This window comes from Pseudoalteromonas sp. CO348, assembly GCF_004208845.1.
GTDB lineage: Bacteria > Pseudomonadota > Gammaproteobacteria > Enterobacterales > Alteromonadaceae > Pseudoalteromonas > Pseudoalteromonas maricaloris.
In genome coordinates this window covers 64,759-87,371 of sequence record NZ_SGPI01000029.1, presented here as the reverse complement: position 1 = coordinate 87,371, position 22,613 = coordinate 64,759, and the positions used below count along the sequence as shown (strand labels likewise).

Sequence of the window (22,613 nt, the reverse complement as noted above, 5' to 3'; positions counted from 1 at the left end):
CTCATGATGTTGTCGAATAAAAATATCAATGATGCGACAGCTTTGGTCGTGCATAAAAGATACTTTCTTAATAGCCAAAAAGAGCTTGTAGATACGCAGTGCCCTGCTGTCAAAGTCAAGTTATCAGAAGCCTGTGTGCTAGATAGAAATCTTTTTTGGGCAACTACGAAGCAGTATTCAAAGTCTTCCTTAAATCAGATTTTTAATATTATCAAGGCACAAAGTAAAGCTTTGCCTCCATTTGAAGGTGTATTTTTTTGGCGTGCTAGGAACTTAAGTAAAAGTCACTTTAGTATCGAATATTTTGTCATCCCTAGAGATGTTTATCAGCTGATCCCTGATTCATGCGAATTCATTCTGCCGCTTTATTGCGAAGTAGAAGACTCGAATAACTGGCCTCTTAGCTTAGCCCATGAAAATAGTAGCCAGCTCTCGTTATCCGAATCTCAACTATTATGGTTTGATCTAATTGGACTTCGAATAAAGCGAAGTAAACCAAAAAGAAGGGAGCGTCTCTCGAATAGAAACTTAGCTTATGGCCTTTTGGCTGCTAGTGGTATAGCTGCTATCACACTTACTAGTTACGTCTTTTGGAATAAAATGACGTTAGATTCAGCAAAAGAGTTAAACCAGGCTCAAGTGAATGAAAGTATCGATAAACGACGTCAATATAATAACCAAGTTGATTCAGTTAAAGAATTACAGCAATTTTTAGCTGATAACCCAAATGTATTGAATAAGCTCGCAGGTTTGCAATTAAACGTCAGGGATGTTTTGTTTGAAAGGGTTACAGTAATACCTAAAGGGGTTGAGTTGCGAGGTGTCACAGTAGGATCTGCAACAGACTTATTAAAGCAGATTGTTAGTTCTCCTGGTGTCAAAGAAGCAAAGTTTTCAGGGCCAGTTATAAAGCAAAAAGCAGGCGGTGAGGCGTTTACAATAGAGGTAGTTTGGCTGTGAACTCACGTGAGCAATTGATAAAAAAATGGGGAGGGGCTGCTATAGGTCTTCTTATCTCTATGGAGTTTTTAATCTTTCCTTGGATTGATTGGATTTCAAAATCGATGGATGAAATTGCTGCCGCTAGAGTGTTTGCATCTAAGCAAGCGGTTGTAGCTGCTCAGTATGATGAGATTGATGCACAACTAAAAATATTAGACTCTCAACTGGAGCATTACGCAGGGCTTCCACAGTTAAGTGAAAAAGAAGATCCTGCGTTACTCTGGCTTGAAGTTGTTGATGTGGCGATAGAAAAAGTAGAAGTCCAAGTTAATAACAAGACACCACAGCGAGAAGTTGCTATTAACAGCACTTATTCTGCTTTTACCGGGATGATAAATGTGTCTGGAGATTATAATCGTGTTCTAAATCTTTTATCTGAGTTAGAAAACATTAGTAAAGGAAATAGAGTTAGGCAAGTCTCCATGTTCCAACCTAAGGCTCGTAAAGGACATGTAACTGCTAACATTGAGTTTGTGAGGGTGTATAAAAAGAAATGAAAAACCTTCTAATACTGTGCAGTTTCATCATTGTTGTTATTTGGTGGGCACTGAAAATGATAATGGCTTCATATATTAATGTTAGTGAAAAGGAAAATAATCTAACTGCGATCGATATTCACACAGAATCACCACTGGATGTTGAAGCGCTATCAAGAAATTTAGGCGTGGAGTTCAAAAGGATCGACGATAAAAAGCTCGATGTGCCCTTATATCAAGATGCACAACTGTCACTTATTGCGGTGTATACATCTGGCGAGTTAGCAGTAGCAAGAGTCAAGGTTACACTAAGTGACAGTGACGAATATTTGAATATAAAAAAGGGTGACTCGTTTTATCAATATCGCATCACAGAAATTGATGTGAATAGCATTACATTGTCACTTAAAGACACCCAACCGATAGAGTTAAAGATATTCAAGCCACTCACCGTGTCTGTTATGGCAAGTGAAGCTAATGGAGAAGTTTAGAATGATACCAATGCCTTCAAAGAAACTGTATTTGGCGATAATGTCAATATTGTTGGTCTCGGGCTGTGCAAGCAAAACAGGTTTACGGGACAAAGATCTTCAAGTGGAAAAGTCTCTACTAAACAAAAGGCATGAACAAGTTGTTACCGCCTCTCAAAAGCAGCAGGTTGAGGAGCAAGGCCGACAGTTTAAAGAAGTCAATGTTGAAGATTGGGGGGGAATTACGCGCCTAAAAGAAGAAGCTAAATCTGCTCCTAAGCTCGAGGGGCCTGCTATTACTTTTTCTGCCGATGAAATGCCCGTAAAAGAATTTGCAAACAAGGTATTTCAAGAGCTGCTTGGAATTAACTATGTTATATCTCCGAAATTATCGGCTTCTGGAGATACTGTAACGCTAAACCTTTCTTCTTCTATTGATAGAACTGAATTCTACAGAGTTGCAATGAAAGCGTTAGAAGAGAGTGGCGTGACTAGCTTCAGAAAAGATGAAATTCTATATCTTTCGAAATCAAGTGGCGCGGAACAAAAAAATTCAATTGCGGTGGGAATAGGTAATAAAGTCAATGATATCCCAGAAGTTGCTGGTGCTATCACGCATATTGTACCGTATATTTACAGTAGTAGTAGAAATATTACCAATATTCTTAGCAAATTATCGACAGCCAAAGTTACCGTTAACTCGTTACAAAAGCTGATTATTCTCGAAGGAGAGAGAGCTGAATTAGTGCGCGCTATAAAAATTATCAATATGCTTGATGTTCCTCGTGCTTTTGGTCGTGAAATACGCTTATTCGAGTTTGCACACATTTCTCCTACTGAGGGTATTGAGCAAATAAAGGCGTTGTTGGAAGAGGATGGCCTAAGTGTATCGAAAGAAGGTGATGTCTCTTTTGTGCCATTACCACGCATAAATTCATTCGTGGCATACGCTGCAAGCCAAGATACAATTGAGCGCATTAGTTTTTGGGCTAAAAAAATAGATGTGCCATTAGCTGGTGATGAAAGGCAATACTTCATCTATAAGCCAAAGTATGCGAAAGCCGAAGATATGCGAGAGTCTTTGGATGTATTGTTACGAGGCAGAACATCCGGTGGGAGTGAGGATACTGCATCGAAAGGTGCTGTAAATAAAAGTGCAGAAAATGTTAAATTTAGTTTGGATAAACAGCAGAATGCATTGATTTTTTACACAACTAAAGATGAGTATCGGCTGGTTGAATCATTATTGAAAAAAATGGATGTATTACCAGGGCAAGTAATACTGGATATCACGATTTTAGAGATCACACTGAATGACGAAATGTCATCAGGTATTAAGTGGTTATATAACCAAGCTGGTTCAAGTGGGTCTGATAGACTGACGTTGGACCCGGGAACTGGAACGCTATTTGGTCAAGTTATATCTGGTGATTGGAAGGCAGAGTTTAATTGGAAAGACTCTCTTGATGATGCAAGAGTGTTGTCGCGACCTTATTTTATTGTTCGAGATGGTGAATCTGCGACGTTGAGTTCAGGTGATCAGATCCCGATAATTACACAAACAGTTGAAAACCTAGGTAACAATAGCTCTGTATCAAACTCAGTACAATATCGTTCAACAGGTATTAACGTATCGATTACTCCAATCATTAACTCTCAAGGTGTTGTGACTTTATCTGTTTCAATGTCTGTGAGTGATGGTAAACCTAACACTCTTGGTGGGGTCTCCTCTCCAACTATTACAAATCGCTCAATTAGCACAGAAGTTTTATCTGGGGATGGTCAAACAGTTGCTTTGGGTGGACTGATCCAAGAGAAGAAAAACGACTATACTCAGGGGGTTCCTGCGTTAGGTGAATTGCCTATTTTAGGAAACTTGTTCAAAGCTAAGGTAGATAGCTTGCAACGTACAGAGTTGATGATGCTTATTACGACCAAAGTAGTTAAGAGTGAATCAGAAGTTGACGAATTTGGTGAAGCGATGTCAGAACTGTATAGCGTACCAATTGTGATTAAATAAAATATGCCTGTTCCGAGCTTTCACCCATCTGATTTTGGTGTTGTAAAAGCTCGGAACAGAAACCTATAGTATGGTGTACAACTTAATTACTTCTTTTTGAATATCATATGAGTAAGATAATTGATGACGAAAGCTGGGTACTGTTTTATGACACGGTCTCTAACGTGTTTATGCATTATCATGCGTTGTAGCCACCTGAGACCTAGCTTTTTGATAATAGGGTTATAGTAGTCTGGTTTGATAGAGGTTTGAGTCAAAAAACCCCCACATGTGATTAGTAGCATTGGACGAGTTAGCTTTTTCTTGGTTTCTACACAAAACTTCTCTTGATAGGGCGTTCCCATACCAACTAGAACTACGTCTACCTCTAAAGCTTCAATCTGATTTACTACAGGCTCAATATCATCAATATAACCATCTCTGTTGAATACGATATTTAGATTGGGGAACTGTTTCTTTAATACTTCCACAGCTTTAGCATTCTCAGAGTCTGTTGCTCCAATCACAGCCAAGCGTTTGTTGTGTTGCTCAACGTATTCTAGGAAAGGTTTTGCAATAGAGCTGTAATCAAAGCTCGCCCTAGATATTTTGGGAGAGAAGAGGTTGTGCAACATGCAAAGCAGTGCACCATCGGAAAAATAATAATCAATGCCATCAATCAATGAGTCACTTTTTTGCACTTCGTAGTAAGAAAATGGGTTTACAAACGAGATCGCAATGGCTTTTTCCTGTAGAAATGCATTATTTCTTATTTCTGAAAATTGATGGCCAGAGTAGATCTTTCTATTTAAACTTGGTTTCATAGAGATTTGAACAGCTTATAGTAGTTTTGAACCGATGATTTTAATGTGAATTCTTCAGTATCCACGGACGCTTTTAATACACCTTGCTCAATCAAATCAATATAACTTGCAAATTGAGTGGTATCACCAAAGGGCACAAGGTAGCCATACAATCCATTTCTCGTAAGCTCTTTCGGACCATATCGACAATCAAACGCAATAATGGGCGTTTTTAGGTAACTAGCTTCTACCAAAACGGTAGGGAGACCTTCCCAGCGAGAAGGTAATAGGATTGCCTTAGCGTGTTTAATATACATGTAAGGATTGCTTGTTACACCGTGTAAAATTACTTGAGATTCTAAATTGTACTTCTTTATTAAGGCTTCTAGCTTTGCTTTGTCAGGTCCATTACCTAGGATGACTACTTTACATGTAGGCTTTCCTAATTTGATCAAACTTTCGAGCAGCAAATCATAGCCCTTTTGATAATGCAGTCGTCCAACACAAACGTAATAGTCTTCATATTCAGGCATCGCCTGATCGGCTAATGTAAGAATATCTTCACTCAAAACAGGGTTATAAATTCTAGTTGTGTTGCTTTTTGAGCAAACGCCTAGCTTTATGAGATTCTGGAATATTCCATCAGATACACACACTACTTTATCCATCTTACGATAAAGTAGTGTAGCGCCGACTCTTCGAATAACGTTTTTAACCCAACTTTCTTCAGGAAGCTGAATAGGAACGTGTTGTATTGCAACCGTTTTGCAGTGTTTTGGCAAAACGACAGCTAATTTTGACAGTCCACCTTTTGTAAAGATAACGATGGTCGGTTTATATTGCTGTATTAATGTTTTGAAACTGTTCAACTTTGATGCGCTATCACAAACAGTAGTGATATCCTCGAAGTCTTTTAATAAAGGGCCTTTTTTGCACTGAGAGGTAGCTGCAATCTCAACATTATACTCGGATAAAAGCCCTTTTATTAACTGTAAAGTTACTCTCTCAACACCACCTAAAGTAAAGTCCTCAAGTACAAATAGCAATTTCATTATCGACCTAGTATTCGTTTTATATTATGGAAAAATGAGTATTTAAAAATGGCGTTATCAGCTGCAGCTAGCACTCGAAGAGGGACCCATTGCCCTTTAATTATATGCTCCCAGCACTTCATAGCATTACGTTGTTTTTGATCCATTAAATGCTCATGTTTTGCTAAAAACTGATAAAATCCTTTTAGCCTATTTGGTGAGCGTGTTATGCTCACAGAGCTACTTTCGTGCTGAAGGTAGGTTGATTTAGGTAGTTTTAGGCCAGGACCAAAGCGTTCGATGAACCGCACCCATGTGTCGTAATCCTGCCAAGCTTTAAATTCTTCATCAAACCCGCCGATCTCTCTTAGATGTTCTGTTTTGCAGAAGATTTGATTACCCACTTTATTGATAACCAGCATACTTTCTAAAGAGATAGGCCCAATGAAAAATGGGTGCTCTTTTTGGGCTGAGCCTTTACATATTGTGACTGGCGTACAGAGAAAACTATATTGTGGTTGCCATGCGCCTATCAGTGTTTCTAACCTATCTGGGCAAAACTCGTCATCATCATCGAGCCCCGTAATAAATTCACCTTGAGCAGCCTGAATAGCAATGTTCCTAGCATGGCACGCACCTTTGGCTTTATCATTATGAAATATTCTGATCTGAACACTTTGGATCGAATCTAAAAATGCTTTTGTTCCATCACTAGAGCCGTCATTAACAATTATTAATTCCCAATTGTCATAGCTCTGAGCTTGAACACTTAATAGCGCCCGTTTTAGGTTGTCTAATCTATTATGGGTAGGCATGTATATGGTGATTAATGGGGAAGCGCTTGGTTGCTTAAGACTGGCGGTCATAATTCTCTTAATCTGTAGGCGTAAGTATTCAAATATCCACAATACTATTCAGCAATAGTAAGGTATAGGGAGCAACATAATCAGTATCGATAGTCGATGTGAGTAATGCTGCGCCAACTGAGCGTGCGAATAATACAGCGTTAACTTCTGGAATAAATATTGAACCCCATATTTTTACACAAGAGCCCTTTCTTGTGAATCTATTTATTGTCAGCTTTTTGTTCCAAAGTTGTACTTTTTAAAGAAAGAGCCATGTTTGTCAATAATTAACTTGAGTCATCATGAAAGCTGACTTCAGGCGTCCCGGCGAAAGTGAGTTTACTTGCGAGATATTGTACTGGAGATAACAATTATTAACAGCTAGTAGCTTTTTATTTACAGCTTAAAGGGAGAAGATGATTGACAACGAAATCCCCTTTCATAGTGCATAAGTAATTCAAATCAAGTACACTATGTCGGTTTTGAATTACAATTGTTGCGCTATTTCCATTTGTAATTTGTCTGTATCAATGTTGATTGTCGTGTAAGAGCACGAGTAGACGAAAGAGTTATATGATTTTGGAGTGTTTTTAATGGAGCTCATGCTAGCCTTATTTTTTTCGTTCGTGATGTCTCTTGTAGCGATTGGGGTAGTAAGACCTGTTGCGATTCGTTTCAACCTCGTCGACAAACCAAATGAACGGAAGAAGCACGAAGGAAATATTCCATTAATTGGTGGAATTGCAGTTTTTTGCAGTGTATCAGTGACCGCTAGCCTCTTTTTCCCTTTAAATAATGAACTAGCCAGTTACTTGTTTGCTTCGGGTCTAATGGTAATGCTTGGAGTGATGGATGATCGGCATGATTTAAGTGTTCGGATTAGGGTTTTTTTTCAGGTTGTCGTGGCTACATTGATGATAGTTTCGACTGAAGGCTACATCGAAAACCTGGGGAATATCTTGTTTTTTGGTGATATAAACCTTGCCTGGTTTGGTGTTATCTTTACTTATGTGGCGGTTATCGGAATTATCAATGCCTTTAATATGGTTGATGGTATCGATGGGTTACTCGGATCAATGGCTATCATCACGTTAACCTCTATTTCATTTCTCTTGTTTAATAGTGGTCAAACCAGCTTATTGTCGATTTTATTGGTTGCGGCTCTCGTCCCGTATCTAATATTCAATTTGGGTGTATTTGGTACGCAGTATAAAAAAATATTTATGGGTGATGCTGGTAGTATGTTTATTGGCTTCACGGTAGTTTGGTTACTTGTAATTAATACGCAGGGGGAGTTTAGTTCATTTCGTCCTGTTACAGCCTTGTGGATTGTAGCTGTTCCACTTATGGATATGGCTGCGATTATTATTCGGCGAATTAGAAAAGGGAAATCTCCCTTCAGTCCAGACCGTGACCATCTGCATCACATTTTTCTACGAGCTGGTTTTACCTCAAAGCAAGCTCTAGTCATTATTTCAGTTATCGGCATTCTATTTGCTATGGTAGGACTTGTTGGCGAGGTATATCAAGTATCAGAGGGATTAATGTTTTTGCTATTTATTGCGATATTCATTAGTTATAACTATGCAATATTACATGTTTGGCGAATATTAAAGTGGTACAGAAAGCGTACAGCCATAAGGTAAAAGTAGTAATGAGTAAAGGAAAATCGTTCAATATCACAGTTGTAGGAACGGGTTATGTTGGTCTTTCTAACGCTGTGTTACTAGCCCAGCACAATAACGTTATTGCATTGGATGTTGTTCAAGAAAAAGTTGAATTGTTAAACCGAGGTGTTTCTCCAATTGAAGATAAAGAGATCTCATCCTACTTATCTTCTAGTGACTTGTGCTTCACTGCAACTATGGACAAGCAGCGAGCATACGATAATGCTGAAATTATTATCATCGCAACACCGACAGACTATGATCCTGAGACAAATTACTTTAATACATCGTCTGTTGAAGCTGTTCTTCATGACATTAAAAAGTACGCTCCATCAGCAGCTGTATTTATCAAATCAACTGTGCCTGTGGGGTATACTGAGAAGATAAAAACACAGCTTCAATTCGAGAATTTAACTTTCTCTCCAGAGTTTCTTCGTGAAGGAAAGGCATTACGTGATAATTTGTATCCATCGAGAATTATTGTTGGTGGCTACACTGATATAGCGAAAACCTTTGCACAGCTTCTTCAGCAGGGCGCAAAAAAAGCAGATATTCCTCTACTTTTTACAGATTCAACTGAAGCTGAAGCGATAAAGCTGTTTTCTAACACTTATTTAGCAATGCGCGTCGCTTACTTCAATGAATTAGATAGCTATGCAGAGGCGCATGGACTGAGTAGCCGGCAGATAATAGAGGGAGTGGGGCTGGATCCTAGAATTGGTAATCACTATAACAACCCTTCATTCGGTTATGGTGGCTATTGTCTGCCCAAAGATACTAAGCAGTTGTTAGCTAACTATCAAAATGTCCCAAACAATATGATAGGTGCGATAGTCGAAGCTAATACCACCAGGAAAGACTTTATTGCCAACTCAATTTTGGCAAAAAAACCTCAAGTCGTTGGGATTTATAGGCTTATTATGAAAGCAGGTTCCGATAACTTTAGAGCTTCCGCTATTCAGGGGGTGATGAAACGCATCAAGGCTAAAGGTGTAACGGTAATAGTATATGAGCCGAGCTATGATGGAGAGCACTTTTTTAACTCCGAAATTGTAAAGTCTATCTCCGAACTAAAAGAGCGCAGTGATATTATTGTCTCAAATAGAATGGTTGAAGAGCTCATGGATGTTAAAAGTAAAGTGTATACAAGAGACATATTTGGCTGCGATTAAATAAACACTGCGTTATTAAGCTTAATTGTAAGTGCTATAAGCATCAAAGTTTACTTTAGCGATCTAATTATCAATAGCCTATGGCTTTCTTAGTCTAAAAATCCATATTTTATTTTTCATTGTAATGAGCAATAGTTGAAACTTAGGTTTTAACCATTGCCATTGCTTTGCTGAACCGTGAATATAAAAAGTAATTTATAAGGGTATATTTTGAAGATTCTAGTTACAGGTGGTGCAGGATTTATCGGCTCTGCTGTTGTTCGCCATATTGTTAATAAAACCGGTGATTCTGTTGTAAATCTGGATAAATTAACTTATGCGGGCAACTTAGAGTCAATTGAGAGTGTCGAAAAAGATGAACGCTATGACTTTGAGTTGGTGGATATTTGTGATCGCGCTGAACTAGATAGAGTATTTAAACAACATCAACCTGATGCAGTAATGCATTTAGCGGCGGAAAGTCACGTAGACCGTTCTATTACAGGACCAGCCGAGTTTATTCAAACTAATATAGTAGGTACTTATAATCTATTAGAGGCTGCACGGGTATACTGGAATACGCTAGGTGAAGACCGAAAAGCTAAATTCAGATTTCACCACATCTCAACTGATGAAGTTTATGGAGATCTGCCTCATCCAAGCCAATTTGAACATGCTGCTAAATTGCCGCTGTTTACTGAGAAAACCGCTTATGCTCCAAGCAGTCCATACTCTGCAAGTAAGGCTTCTAGTGACCATTTGGTCAGGGCGTGGTTGCGCACATATGGATTACCAACGATAGTTACAAACTGCTCAAACAACTACGGCCCTTTTCATTTTCCTGAAAAGTTAATCCCACTTGTTATTCTGAATGCGCTTGAAGGACAATCGTTACCAGTTTACGGTAAAGGGGATCAAATTAGAGATTGGTTATATGTTGAAGATCACGCTGAAGCTTTGTATACAGTTGTCACAGAGGGCAGAGTTGGAGAAACCTATAATATAGGTGGACACAACGAGAAGCAGAACATTGATGTGGTTGAGAGTATCTGTAAATTGTTAGATGAACTAGTGCCAAAAGACTCAAAGTATGCGGAGCAAATCACCTTTGTAAATGACCGTCCAGGCCATGATCGTCGCTATGCAATTGATTCTACCAAAATGCAGATTGAACTGAATTGGACACCAAAAGAGACATTTGAATCTGGATTAAGAAAGACCGTTCAGTGGTATTTAGCTAATCAAAAGTGGTGTCGGAATGTTCAGGATGGTTCATATAATAGATCGCGGTTAGGCGAAATTTCGAACTTATAAGTTGAGGATATAATGAGAGGAATAATTTTGGCCGGAGGGTCGGGTACTAGACTATATCCACTAACACGAGGCGTTTCAAAGCAATTGCTGCCAGTTTACGATAAGCCAATGATTTATTACCCTTTATCAACTCTTATGTTGGCTGGAATTAGGGATATTTTGATAATTACAACTCCAGAGGACAATGAAGGTTTTAAACGTTTGTTAGGGAATGGTAGCGACTTTGGCATTAACTTAAGTTATGCAGTGCAGGAGTCACCAGATGGCCTTGCGCAAGCATTTATTATTGGTGAAGAGTTCATAGGTGATGAAAGTGTTTGCTTGGTACTTGGTGATAATATTTTCTATGGTCAGTCATTTAGTAATACATTGAAAACAGCAACTCAGCGCGAAGGAGCTACAGTTTTTGGTTATCAAGTAAAAGATCCAGAACGCTTCGGAGTGGTTGAATTTGATGAACAGATGAGGGCGATTTCTATTGAAGAGAAGCCCGTTACTCCAAAATCTAATTATGCTGTAACTGGTTTATATTTCTATGATAATCGAGTAGTTGAGTTTGCCAAGCAAGTAACGCCATCTGAGCGTGGTGAGCTTGAAATCACATCAATTAATGATATGTACCTACAAGATGGCAGTTTAAATGTTGAACTGCTCGGAAGAGGGTTCGCTTGGCTGGATACTGGAACCCATGAGAGTTTGCATGAGGCTTCTTCTTTTGTCCAAACAATTGAAAACGTGCAAGGCTTGAAAGTAGCGTGTTTAGAGGAAATTGCTTGGCGAAATGGTTGGTTAAGTTCAGATGAAATCCTAGAAATAGCAAAGCCAATGCTCAAGAATGAGTATGGCCAGTATTTGAATCGGTTAGTATCTAAAGGGTAAGTAATGAAAATACTTGTCGCAGGGAAAAATGGTCAGGTAGGGCAAAGCCTTGTATCAATACTTGAACAACAAGAAGAAATTACTTTTTTGGCGCTGGGTCGAGATGAGCTTGATATTACAGATATAAGTCAAGTTTCAAAGTGTGTTTCTAGTTTTAAACCAGACGTTATTATTAATGCTGCTGCATATACAGCAGTAGACAATGCTGAAAATGAGATAGAGGCTGCGTTCCAGGTTAATCGAGATGGGGCTAAAAATTTGGCCATTGCAGCGGATGAACACGATGCAGCGATTTTGCATATATCAACAGATTATGTATTCGCTGGAGACAGCCCCGAGTTATATACTGAGCTCGATACTGAGAGCCCGCAAAATGTTTATGGGCGAAGCAAGCAAGCAGGAGAACAACAGGTAAAAGAGTCTTGTGAGCGTCATGTAATTCTCCGTACTGCGTGGGTTTTTAGTGAATATGGCAATAACTTTGTAAAGACAATGCTACGGCTTGCACAGTCTAAAAAGTCATTGGGCATCGTTGCTGACCAATTTGGAGGCCCAACTTACGCAGGCGACATAGCTCAGGCTTTGTTGTCAATTGCCCATTCTATTTATAATAGAAAAGCTAAGTTTGGAGTTTATCATTTCTCTGGTTTTCCCTATGTAAGTTGGTATGATTTTGCTCAAGTGATCTTTCAACGGGCGCTAGAGCACGGCATCGTATCCACTCCGATCGCACTTACTCAACTTACAACAAAAGAATACCCAACATTGGCATCAAGACCAGCTAATTCTAAATTAAATTGTCAAAAAATATTTGAACAATTTGCAATACCTCAAAGCGATTGGCGACTGCAGTTACAACAGATAGAAAAATATCAATAGGCAGATATAAATAGATGAACGTAATAGATACAAATATACCAGCTGTCAAAATTATAGAACCTCGTGTTTTTGAAGATAAAAGAGGTTTTTTCATGGAAACATGGAATCAACAGAAGTTTGAAGATCTAGTGACCCATCAAACAACTGAATTTGTACAGGACAACCATTCCAAGTCTAGCCAAGGTATTTTACGTGGACTTCATTTACAAAAGGAGCACACTCAAGGAAAACTGGTGAGAGTTGTATCTGGAGAAGTCTTTGATGTTGCGGTTGATTTACGCAAAGATTCACCGACATATGGCCAATGGGTCGGAGAATATCTATCTGCTGATAACAAGCGCCAATTATGGGTACCAGAAGGGTTTGGGCATGGCTTTTATGTTGTAAGTGAACATGCAGAGTTTGTCTATAAATGTACCGATTATTACCACCCTCAGTCCGAAGTGACTATCGCTTGGGATGATAAAGAACTCGCGATTAAATGGCCTTTAAAAGGCCAACCCCTTCTTTCAGAAAAAGACAAAGAGGGCATCTCGCTTAGAGAGTTTCAATATTAGAATCATGACCTATTTAACTTTAAATATCAGCTGAAGATTAGTTAACCAATTAGTTTTAAGTCTGGTTGAAGTTGCTCCCTGTCTGGGTACTGGGAGTAGACTCAACCCAACCCAATCATGCTAAATGAGTATGAGAAAGCTGCTTGCTATCTGAAAAAATACTATTTTAACAATAGGTTAAAATGGAAATGGCTACTCATCGTTTTAACTACGCTAGATCGATTACACTATTAATAAGCTTAACTCAGTTGATATAAACAATATATAGGGCTCTTACTAACCCTGTCGTTAAGATAAAACATTTAACTCCTAAAATGAGAGAGTGCATTAATTAAATTAGTATTATTCATGCTGAAGTAGTAACTTCACGGTAATTTGGTTTAACCTTAACGAACACTTTGAGAGGGAGCTGATTACTGTGTAAAAATTCACAGTCTACTTAATTTAAGTGCACTCACTCGGTGTAGAAAACTCATACATGAAAATATCAAGCTTATTTGAGAACAAATTAGTCAAAGGTGTATTCGTTGTCGCAACTGGCACTGCTGGCGCTCAGCTAATAACAATTCTTTGTTCTCCAATTATCACACGTTTATATGGTCCTGAATTATTTGGATTACTGGGAAGCTTTACCGCATTGGCGACAATATTATTGCCGTTAATGACTTTTAGCTATTCAATGGCGGTAATTTTGCCCAAAAAAGAAAGTACAGCGATACAATTAGCGATATTGTCTTTGGTTTTTGCACTAGGTTGGTCATTAGTCATTTTTATTGTTCTGTATAGTAGCAATGATATTTTACTAGGGTACTTTTCGTTAAGCGAACTCGATGCAATAGAAATCATAATTTCTGTATATGTACTGCTACTAGCTGCGCTTGAAGTGTTTACATACTTGGCGCTCAGGAAAAAGTATTTTTCTTTAAATTCAAAGGTTTTATTATTTCAGTCTTTGCTAAGTAATGGATTAAAGCTGGGACTTGGAAGTACTTTGGATTCCCCTATTACCCTTATTGCAATTACAACGTTTGTGACAGCCGTCAGCGTCATTATCTATTTTTGTGCTTTTCGAAGAAGCATTACTGAAGCGCCCATTAAAGTGATTCACACACATTACTATCGCGCTCTTGCATATAAGTTTAAAGATTTTTTTAAGTACCGTACCCCACAGAGGCTGTTAGCTGGGCTTAATCAGTCACTGCCAATTATTTTGCTAGCGTCCCTGTTTGGGGCTCCAGCAGCAGGCTTCTTTACTTTGTGTCGTAGTATTTTGACGATGCCACTAAATCTTATTGCTAAGTCTGTAAGTGATGTTTTGTATCCAAATATTAGTGAGCGCTTTGTCTCAGGTATCCCTATATTTGGACTTCTTTTAAAGTCCACACTAGTTCTTGCACTCATTGGAGTCATTCCAATGATAATTTTAATTTTATTTTCCCCTTGGCTATTTAGTGCTGTTTTTGGCTCAGAGTGGCATCAGGCAGGCGTATATGCTCAGTGGTTTAGTGTGTGGCTCTTTTTCAACTTTATTAACCGGCCTTGTGTTGCAGCAGTCGCAGTGCTGAAGTTTGAAAAGGTACTATTAGTCAACAGCATATTTAATACAGGGTTAGTTTTATCCGCTTTTTATCTCGGGGGGGCATTGGGTAGTGATGTTGCCGCAGTGGCACTTTTCTCAATTGCAGGTATCATACCTCAATTAATTATCATTGGTGGCGTTCTACTAAAAGCAAAGCGCCATAGTCAATACAAATCGTGTTAGGGTTGTGTGTGAAAAAAATAGTTTTACTTGGGGCATTTGATCGTTACAACTACGGCGATAACCTTATGCCGATTCTCTTTGAAAGATTCATAAAAAAATATAGACCGGAAGTGCTTGAGGAGTTCCAGCTTGAATATGCTGCAGTTAGCAAAGCTGATTTAACCAATTACAAATGTTTGCCTAGCGAATCAATCAATGACTACACGACGCTTCTCAATGATGGATCTGCGGTAATCGTAATAGGTGGTGAAGTGCTTTGCGCAACGAATGCAACTTTGTATCTTCACATGCAAAAAAGCGCACTGTTTAATAAGTTTCTAACGCTCGTAAAAAAGGTGACCAGAAGATACTTTTCACTCTATTCTGATTGGTTTTACTCAGCTAAGTGGGAATATCCGTTTATCGTTGATCCTGCAAGCTTTGAGGCTTCTGTGAAGGTTATTTATAACACCGTTGGTGGTGGTATTCAGTGGTTGAGACCAAAAGATAAAAAAACAGTGGTCGATCGTCTCAATAAAGCATCTTATGTATCGGTACGAGATACTCGGACACAAGCTCAAGTACAAGAGCTAACTTCTGAAACAGGATTGGCGCCAGACTCCGCATTTTTGATGTCAGATTTAGTCGACGATGATACCTTTGCCGAGCACGTATCAGAAAAGGTAAGGTTAGCATGTAGTGAAGACTATATTGTATTTCAAGCCGCACCGACTAAAGTTGGAAACTCGATAGAAAGTGTAGTTGAGAACCTCAAGAGCGTAGCGCAAAAAAATAATAAAAAAATTATCTTATTACCAATTGGTTATGCTTCTGGTCATGACGATAATGAGTATCTAGTAAAACTCAGTGCAATTTTGGACTATCAACACCAGTTACTTTACCCACTGAATGTATGGGAAATTATGTATGTGATTAAACAGTCCTCGCTATTCATAGGGACAAGTTTACACGGAGTGATTACAGCAATGGCTTATGCAAAGCCTCATGTCGGTTTAAATCCACAAATTCCTAAATTAGATAGTTTTCTTAAAGATTGGAGTCTAGCTCCATTCAATAAGTGTTTAGACATGAGAAGTGCTGCAAAGATTCTAGACTATGTTGATAACGAATGTTTAGAAAAACTAAAAGAAAATAGGGACAGAATTAATCAATCCATTATTGAGAATAACAATAAAATTTTAGATATCATCAAGGAAAAGTAAGGTGAGTCTAGAATTTGATACTGCCATTCTAGTCTTGTTATATAACAAAGAGATAAGCGAAAGTGACACAATAAACTCACTGCTACGATCTAAAGTTCAATATAGAAATGCTAGACTAGTTATTTGGAATAATGGACCTAACCCACTGAAATCTCGCGATGTATCTCGATTACAACAGGTTGGTTATGATGTTGTAACTGAGGAGACAATCGAAAATCGCTCATTAGCTGCGATTTACAATCGATTTATTCGCGAAACAAAGAGTGAAAAATATATTTTTTTAGATGACGATTCGCAGTTGAATGAAAGTTACATTGACGCTTCAGCGCAAGCATTCTCTGATCGGATAGCCATGCCATTGATTAAATCATCAGGGCAGATCGTTAATCCTGTAATTAATGGTCGGCCGGCAAATCCAAGTGCTCAAATAGGGCAACAAGACAAAGTGATTACAATTGGAAGTGGTCTTATTGTTGGAAGAGACATTGCAAGCAGGTTAGAAGCTTTATTTGGAAGTGTGTTTGATGAGCGCTTTTATTTATATGGGGTAGATACTACATTTTGCTTTCGTGTGTTTTTAGCGAAACTCTCTGAAGCAATTATGATTATCCCTGGATTTGAACATTCATTGTCAAGACATCAAAAAGAAAGTAAAAAAGTCATTGCTTTTAGAAGGCTTGAGCGAAGTTACGACTTGGGTCTTACATTGCGGTACTACACACCATTAATTAAGCAATTGATAATACTTACCAAAGTATGCAGCAGTACTTTGACTACACGTTTGTTTAATGGCCAGCCAACCTTTGATTTAGCTCCCTTATTTAAAGCGCTTTTCTCAGGAAAACATTATCGTAAGCAATGAGTGTATCTGTAGTGTAATCAGCTTGTGTCTAGTGATCTAAGCAAGCGTTGAGCCACAATGAACAAAGTGCAAGCAGGTGAATCCAAAGGGCAGCGCTTGATTGGCATTTTTCTGTGTTACCCCACATGGAGGTGAGGTAAGAGACTTTACAGGAGTAAAAAGCCTTTATCACCTTACGCATAGAATAACTATGCCGCGTAAACTCTGCCTTATATGGATGGCAATCAAACTGCTGCGAAACAAAGGTGAAAGATAAATAGGCCCTATGCCAGTATATGAGACTCAACCATAATATAAGTTTCAAGTTTTATTGTAATAAGTGTAATTATTGTTAAGTGGCGACAGTAATTACATGAGTGTTGAAACGCCCTAGACACAAGCATCTATTCAAGTATAATTCCAACAATTAGTTTGACTACCAAAAAAATTGATAATGGATTATTGCATGGAACGTTGGTATCTACTTTACTGTAAACCGAAACAGGAATTCAGAGCACAGGAAAATCTTCAAAGTCAAGGGATCGTATCTTGCTTCCCGACTTTCATAAAACAAAAAAACTCAAGTGCGAAAGCGGTAACACAACCTCTTTTTCCACGGTATTTATTTGTTCGTCTTGATCCACATTCTTCACACTTTTCTGCGGTAAAAAATACTCGCGGTGTTGCTAATTTCATTCGATATGGAATGGATCTACAAATAGTACCGGATGAACTAGTTAATGAGCTCATGCAATCTTGCAAAGTTGAGGTGCAATGCGACTTGAAAGAGGGTGACCTGGTTCGGCTGACTGACGGTTGCTATAAGGATATTCATGCAATATTTCAACAACCTGACGGAGAAGTTCGAAGCATTTTATTAATTAAATTGCTTAATCAGTATACGAGAATAGTTGTTGATAACAGCACAATCAAAAAGGTACAATAAGAAATTAATCCTTTATTCTTATTTATTTGTAATATTAAAGGTGTACTGTGTTGTCGGTTAAGTTATCTAAAATTGAAATTTAAATCTTCTCTAACTCTAGAGAGCAAAAACAGAACGATGTGAGCGGTTTTGGCCCCTGTAGGTTGGATTTGCTCTGCAACTTGATTCTACTAAGAATAATAAATTAGCTGGATAACACAGCAGCAAGCTACTGTAAAAGCACAAAGCTATGGCTGATAGCTGAACGGCACTTTATTTGGGTGCGTTAAGTTAAGTGTAGATACATCGCCTTGAGATATATTTGCGGCCTAAGCACAACAAATAAAAACTAGAACAGCATTTAGGAGCTGCAACCTAAGGGCGGAAGCGTGCCTAAACGTACTGAGAAGGGTTGAGTCAGGTACTTGTGTCCTAGATGAATAGACGGTCCGTCTCAGTGAGACTGCAATAATTAGAACTTCGCTCTATATTTTATGTATTAGTTGCAAAATGAGAAATAAAGCGGGTTGGGCTAAATAAAAGGTTTTGGTGAAAATTTATGGGGCTAAGGCACAAGTTCTTATCACATAACAGATAAAACACGGAACTAAGAGTGAGAATAGCTGGAAAACCTAGTACTCGCTTGCGATCAACAATCGTGCATGCTTTAATTAGCCCACGAAATTTCTGTTGTCTTTACGTTATTAAGTAAAAGGCAATAAAAGTAATTAAAAGAAAAGACTATAAACACTTTTGGGAAGATACAATGGCGCTACGCTGTAAAACTATCATTGCTTCAACTGTATTACTTGCAATGAGTGGCTGTACACTCGTTCCAGGTGGCCATTTCGAAGGAATAGGTTCTGGTGAACAAACTGCAAACCTTGAGCGAGATCTTGAAAAAGTAAATATTCATATTATCGACTCGCAATTGGTGCAAGAACATAAAATCAAACGAGCGAAACAAATTGATCACTCGTCGCTTGCGGGTATTGATGTTTCAAATTATGAATATCGTCTTGGCGTAGGTGATGTAATTACCATTGGTGTGTGGGACCATCCTGAACTCACCATTCCAGCAGCTGTACAACGAACAGCAGAGTTTGACGGTTTCCGTGTTCAAGCCGATGGTACAATCAACTTTGCTTATGCGCCAAAGGTTCCTGCTGCTGGTCGCACAGTAACCGAGCTTAGAACTGATCTTGCAAAAAGACTAAGTCGTGTTATTGAAGAGCCGCAAATCGACGTAAAAGTGGTTGGTTTTAAAAGCCAAAAAGCGTATGTAACCGGTGAAGTTACAAAACCTGGTGTGTATCCAATCACAGAAACTCCAGTGACACTCATTGATGCGATAAACCAAGCTGGCGGTTTAACAGAAAGCGCCGATTGGGAAACGGTAACCTTTACTCGTGGTGACAAAACAGAAGTTATTCAACTCGATGATTTTTATGGCGAAGGTGATATTTCACAAAACCGCTTACTTAGACACGGTGATATTGTACACGTAAGTCGTAATGATAAACGCAACGTGTATGTGTTGGGTGATGTGATTAAAGCGGGCAAAGTAGACGTAAACCGCTATGGTTTAAGCCTAGCTGAAGCACTAACAGATGTTGGTGGCTTTAACGAGCGTACAGCAGACGCAAACGGTGTTTTTGTCTTGCGTAAGCGCGACCTGCAAAAAGATGGTGTGCTTGCAGATGTATATCAGCTACATGCTAAAAACGTAGCCTCTCTAGTACTTGCTGAACAGTTTGAACTTGAGCCACAAGATATTGTGTATGTGACTAGCGCGCCACTTGCTCGTTGGAACAAAGTTATCAGTTTATTATTGCCTTCACTGTCTACAGTGGATGCGATTCAAGATATAGAAAATCAGTAATTGTGAGTACTCATGTTTGATAGTGTTTTAATGGTTTGTGCAGGTAACATCTGCCGCAGTCCTACGGCAGAGTATCTGCTAAAAAACAAACTAAGTGGCAAAAATGTAGCTGTTTCGTCAGCTGGATTAACCGCCCTAGAAGGAAAAGCCGCTGATGCATTAGCGCAGGAGTTGGCGAAAGAACAAGGAATCGACATGAGTGAGCACCAAGGCCGCCAGTTAACTGGTACCTTGGTCGCACAAAATAGTCTCATCCTCGTAATGGAGCAAAGGCATTTAACTGACCTTTGCAGCCGTTACCCTCAAGCTCGTGGCAAAACCTTTTTACTTGGTAAATGGATTGGCGATAAAGAAATTCCAGATCCGTATCGCCAATCACGTGAAGCGTTTGAGCATGTTTATGAGCTTATCGATAGCGCCTGTGGCGCTTGGCAACAGTATTTATAAGGATCCGTGAGTATATGAATGCTCAGCCAAATCTTATCTCTAATCAAAAGTCATCAAAAGAAGAGACGCAAGAAATCGATTTAATGGCGCTAGTTGGCGCATTATTAGATGCTAAGTTTTTTATCGCAGGCATTACTGCACTATTTATGTTGTTAGGCATAGCCTACGCAATATTTAGCACGCCAATCTACCAAGCAACTGCAATGGTACAGGTAGAGGAAAAGGGCGGTTCTGTTCCCGGTTTTGATGATATGTCTGGTATGTTTGAAAGTACCTCCGCAGCGGTAACCGAAATTGAGCTATTAAAATCTAGAAGCGTCATTGGTGAAGCGGTCGACACATTAAATTTAGATACCGTTGTTGAGCCAAAACTATTTCCACTATTTGGTGGCCGCAGCTTCCGTAAATTTGTTGCACAAAGTGAAGGCGAAGTTGCAGAGCCAAGCCTCGGCGCAAGCTCTTATGCGTGGGGTGGTGAGAAAGTTGAAATACATCGATTTAAGGTGCCAAGTAGTGCAGTAGGCGAAGAGTTTGTTTTACAAGCGAGAACAGATGAGTCATTTGCATTATTAACAAGTGACGGTGACGAAGTACTTGCAGGTAAAGTGGGCGAAGAAGTAAAACAAGGCCAATTTGAGCTGACTATTAAGACTTTGATAGCACGTCCAGAGACCGAGTTTTCAATCGTTAAACGTAACCGTCTTCAGACTATTTTAGATCTGCAAAGTGCAATATCAGCGTCTGAGAAGGGGAAAGACTCCGGCATTATTAACTTGGCACTTCAGAGTGCTAGCCCTGAATATGCAGAAAAAGTGCTAGATAAAGTGGCTGGTATTTATGTGCGTCGCAATGTGGAGCGTAATAGCGCGGAGGCGCAGCAGTCTCTTGAATTTTTAGAAGTGCAGCTTCCTGAAGTTAAGCGTAACCTAGAGCGCGCAGAAAAAGCCTTTAATGACTATCAAATTCGCCAAGAGTCTATTGATATTAGCCTAGAAACACAGGGCGTTTTAGAACAAATTGTAAAACTAGAAACTAAACTGCAAGAGTTAGAGCTAAAGCGTTTAGAGCTTGGCCGTAAATTTAAGCGTGAACACCCCTCTTACCGCGGTGTGGTAGAGCAAATTGATACAGTAAAGCGCCAACGCAACGAATTAGCTGGTGAAGTACAAGGCTTACCAGAGACTCAGCGCGAGCTGCTACGCTTAAAGCGTGATGTAGAAGTAAATAATGAAATCTACACGCTGCTTTTGGGTAAAACGCAAGAGCTAGATATTGTGCGTGCGGGTACGGTAGGTAATGTTCGCATAGTAGATTACGCAGAGGTAAATACTACCCAGCCAGTCAAACCTAAAAAAGCGCTAATCGTTGTGATGGCAATCATGCTGGGCGGTATGTTAGCTGTTGCTATCGTGCTTGTGCAAAAAGCGCTGCATAAAGGTATTGAAGACCCAGCGGAAATAGAAGCATTGGGTTTGCCTGTATACGCCAGCGTGCCCTTCTCAGAGTACCAAGTAAAACTCACAGGTTTTGCAAAGGCACGCAAGGGCAAAGTGGCAAAGGCAAAATCTATACTCGCCATGGATAACCCAGCGGACCTTTCTGTTGAGGCACTGCGTAGTCTTCGTACCAGCTTGCACTTTGCTATGCTAGAGGCAAAAAACAATGTTATTGCCATCTCAGGTCCAAGTCCTGGCGTGGGTAAATCCTTTATTACCGTAAACCTTGCAACCGTGCTGGCGCAAAGTGGCAAACGCATTCTTGTTATTGACGCTGATATGCGTAAAGGGTACCTGCAAACTCAGTTTGGTATGAAGTGGGATGACGGTTTAAGTGATTATCTCTCTGGCCGATTGAACCTAGCGCAAGTGATTAAGCCAAGCCAAGTAGAAGGTCTGCAAGTAATGACCCGAGGCCAAATACCGCCTAATCCGTCTGAGCTACTAATGCATGAAAACTTTAGCAAGTTGATTGGGGAAGTGAGCAAAATGTACGACTTAGTTATTGTTGATACTCCTCCAATCTTAGCGGTAACAGACCCTGCAATTGTGAGTGCCCACGCAGGTACAACATTACTAGTAACCCGTTTTGGCCAAAACCATGCAAAAGAGCTAGAAATTACACGAAATCGTTTTGAGCAAAATGGTATTGATGTAAAAGGGGTGGTATTCAACGGTGTTGTTCGTAAATCAACCAACGCTTATGGTTACTACGGCTACTACAACTACGAATACAAATCAGATAAAGCATAGCAGGTTATGTCGCTGCAACCCGTAGCAGCGACTTTACGTTGCGACTCGTAGCAACGGCTTTACGTTACGACTTGTAGCAGCGACTTTATGTTGCGACCCTCAGCAACGACTTTATGTTATGACCAATAAGATGAGTTGTTATTGTGAGACATAGGGCAAGCCGAAGTTGGTGCAACATAACAACTCAATGTGTATAAAGTGGCATTATGTTGAGATTGAAAGATAACCAATC

The 22,613-nt window shown here is 39.3% G+C and carries 20 protein-coding genes; 17 read left to right on the top strand and 3 right to left on the bottom strand.

Features of this window, described 5'->3' with window-relative positions:
• The first annotated feature begins 3 nt into the window (after positions 1-3).
• From EXT48_RS14305 to EXT48_RS14290, 4 genes are all read left to right on the top strand, one after another.
• Positions 4-960 (top strand): hypothetical protein, encoded by a 957-nt coding sequence (locus EXT48_RS14305; protein ID WP_130164856.1) that lies wholly within the window; start codon positions 4-6, stop codon positions 958-960.
• On the top strand, positions 957-1,499 hold the full coding sequence (locus tag EXT48_RS14300; protein WP_130164855.1) for a hypothetical protein: 543 nt from the start codon (positions 957-959) through the stop codon (positions 1,497-1,499). The genes EXT48_RS14305 and EXT48_RS14300 overlap by 4 nt, the downstream gene beginning before the upstream one ends.
• Positions 1,500-1,561: 62 nt before the next feature.
• Positions 1,562-1,969: a hypothetical protein gene (locus tag EXT48_RS14295; RefSeq protein ID WP_165384113.1), complete on the top strand. Its 408-nt coding sequence runs from the start codon at positions 1,562-1,564 to the stop codon at positions 1,967-1,969.
• A 40-nt stretch (positions 1,970-2,009) separates the two neighbouring features.
• Positions 2,010-3,968, top strand: a complete 1,959-nt coding sequence (locus EXT48_RS14290; RefSeq protein WP_165384112.1) for a secretin N-terminal domain-containing protein — start codon at positions 2,010-2,012, stop codon at positions 3,966-3,968.
• A gap of 86 nt (positions 3,969-4,054) precedes the next feature.
• Here the strand turns inward: EXT48_RS14290 and EXT48_RS14285 are convergent, their stop codons facing one another.
• From EXT48_RS14285 to EXT48_RS14275, 3 genes are read right to left on the bottom strand one after another with little or no spacing between them, the layout of a single operon-like run.
• Positions 4,055-4,771, bottom strand: a complete 717-nt coding sequence (locus EXT48_RS14285; RefSeq protein WP_130164852.1) for a WecB/TagA/CpsF family glycosyltransferase — start codon at positions 4,769-4,771, stop codon at positions 4,055-4,057.
• Positions 4,768-5,802: a glycosyltransferase gene (locus EXT48_RS14280; RefSeq protein ID WP_130164851.1), complete on the bottom strand. Its 1,035-nt coding sequence runs from the start codon at positions 5,800-5,802 to the stop codon at positions 4,768-4,770. Before EXT48_RS14280 ends, EXT48_RS14285 begins: the two co-directional genes overlap by 4 nt.
• Positions 5,802-6,647 (bottom strand): glycosyltransferase, encoded by an 846-nt coding sequence (locus tag EXT48_RS14275; RefSeq protein WP_130164850.1) that lies wholly within the window; start codon positions 6,645-6,647, stop codon positions 5,802-5,804. The genes EXT48_RS14280 and EXT48_RS14275 overlap by 1 nt, the downstream gene beginning before the upstream one ends.
• Before the next feature lie 572 nt (positions 6,648-7,219).
• Between EXT48_RS14275 and wecA the strand changes: the two genes are divergently transcribed.
• From wecA to EXT48_RS14210, 13 genes are all read left to right on the top strand, one after another.
• On the top strand, positions 7,220-8,272 hold the full coding sequence (gene wecA / locus EXT48_RS14270) for a UDP-N-acetylglucosamine--undecaprenyl-phosphate N-acetylglucosaminephosphotransferase (RefSeq protein ID WP_130164849.1): 1,053 nt from the start codon (positions 7,220-7,222) through the stop codon (positions 8,270-8,272).
• A gap of 8 nt (positions 8,273-8,280) precedes the next feature.
• A complete protein-coding gene (locus EXT48_RS14265) occupies positions 8,281-9,465 on the top strand; it encodes a nucleotide sugar dehydrogenase (RefSeq protein ID WP_130164848.1) in 1,185 nt (394 codons plus the stop codon).
• Positions 9,466-9,675: 210 nt separating this feature from the next.
• The gene (gene rfbB, locus EXT48_RS14260; RefSeq protein WP_130164847.1) at positions 9,676-10,758 is read left to right on the top strand and encodes a dTDP-glucose 4,6-dehydratase; all 1,083 of its coding nucleotides are present in this window, start codon (positions 9,676-9,678) and stop codon (positions 10,756-10,758) included.
• A 12-nt stretch (positions 10,759-10,770) separates the two neighbouring features.
• Positions 10,771-11,637 (top strand): glucose-1-phosphate thymidylyltransferase RfbA, encoded by an 867-nt coding sequence (gene rfbA, locus EXT48_RS14255; protein WP_130164846.1) that lies wholly within the window; start codon positions 10,771-10,773, stop codon positions 11,635-11,637.
• A gap of 3 nt (positions 11,638-11,640) precedes the next feature.
• Entirely contained in the window at positions 11,641-12,516 is an 876-nt protein-coding gene (rfbD, locus tag EXT48_RS14250) for a dTDP-4-dehydrorhamnose reductase (protein WP_130164845.1), read from the top strand.
• Between the two features lie 14 nt (positions 12,517-12,530).
• Positions 12,531-13,073, top strand: coding sequence for a dTDP-4-dehydrorhamnose 3,5-epimerase (gene rfbC / locus EXT48_RS14245; protein ID WP_130164844.1), 543 nt, complete (start codon positions 12,531-12,533; stop codon positions 13,071-13,073).
• A 478-nt stretch (positions 13,074-13,551) separates the two neighbouring features.
• Positions 13,552-14,835, top strand: a complete 1,284-nt coding sequence (locus EXT48_RS14240) for an oligosaccharide flippase family protein (RefSeq protein WP_130164843.1) — start codon at positions 13,552-13,554, stop codon at positions 14,833-14,835.
• Between the two features lie 8 nt (positions 14,836-14,843).
• Positions 14,844-16,037, top strand: a complete 1,194-nt coding sequence (locus EXT48_RS14235) for a polysaccharide pyruvyl transferase family protein (protein ID WP_130164842.1) — start codon at positions 14,844-14,846, stop codon at positions 16,035-16,037.
• A gap of 1 nt (position 16,038) precedes the next feature.
• Positions 16,039-16,899, top strand: coding sequence for a glycosyltransferase family 2 protein (locus EXT48_RS14230; RefSeq protein WP_130164841.1), 861 nt, complete (start codon positions 16,039-16,041; stop codon positions 16,897-16,899).
• Between the two features lie 445 nt (positions 16,900-17,344).
• Positions 17,345-17,824, top strand: coding sequence for a transcription/translation regulatory transformer protein RfaH (gene rfaH, locus EXT48_RS14225; RefSeq protein ID WP_130164840.1), 480 nt, complete (start codon positions 17,345-17,347; stop codon positions 17,822-17,824).
• A 745-nt stretch (positions 17,825-18,569) separates the two neighbouring features.
• Entirely contained in the window at positions 18,570-19,685 is a 1,116-nt protein-coding gene (locus EXT48_RS14220) for a polysaccharide export protein (RefSeq protein ID WP_130164839.1), read from the top strand.
• A gap of 12 nt (positions 19,686-19,697) precedes the next feature.
• A complete protein-coding gene (locus EXT48_RS14215) occupies positions 19,698-20,132 on the top strand; it encodes a low molecular weight protein-tyrosine-phosphatase (RefSeq protein ID WP_010605767.1) in 435 nt (144 codons plus the stop codon).
• 14 nt (positions 20,133-20,146) lie between these two features.
• Positions 20,147-22,381 carry a polysaccharide biosynthesis tyrosine autokinase gene (locus EXT48_RS14210; RefSeq protein ID WP_130164838.1) on the top strand — a complete coding sequence of 745 codons (2,235 nt, stop codon included), beginning with the start codon at positions 20,147-20,149 and terminating at the stop codon, positions 22,379-22,381.
• Positions 22,382-22,613 lie beyond the last annotated feature (232 nt).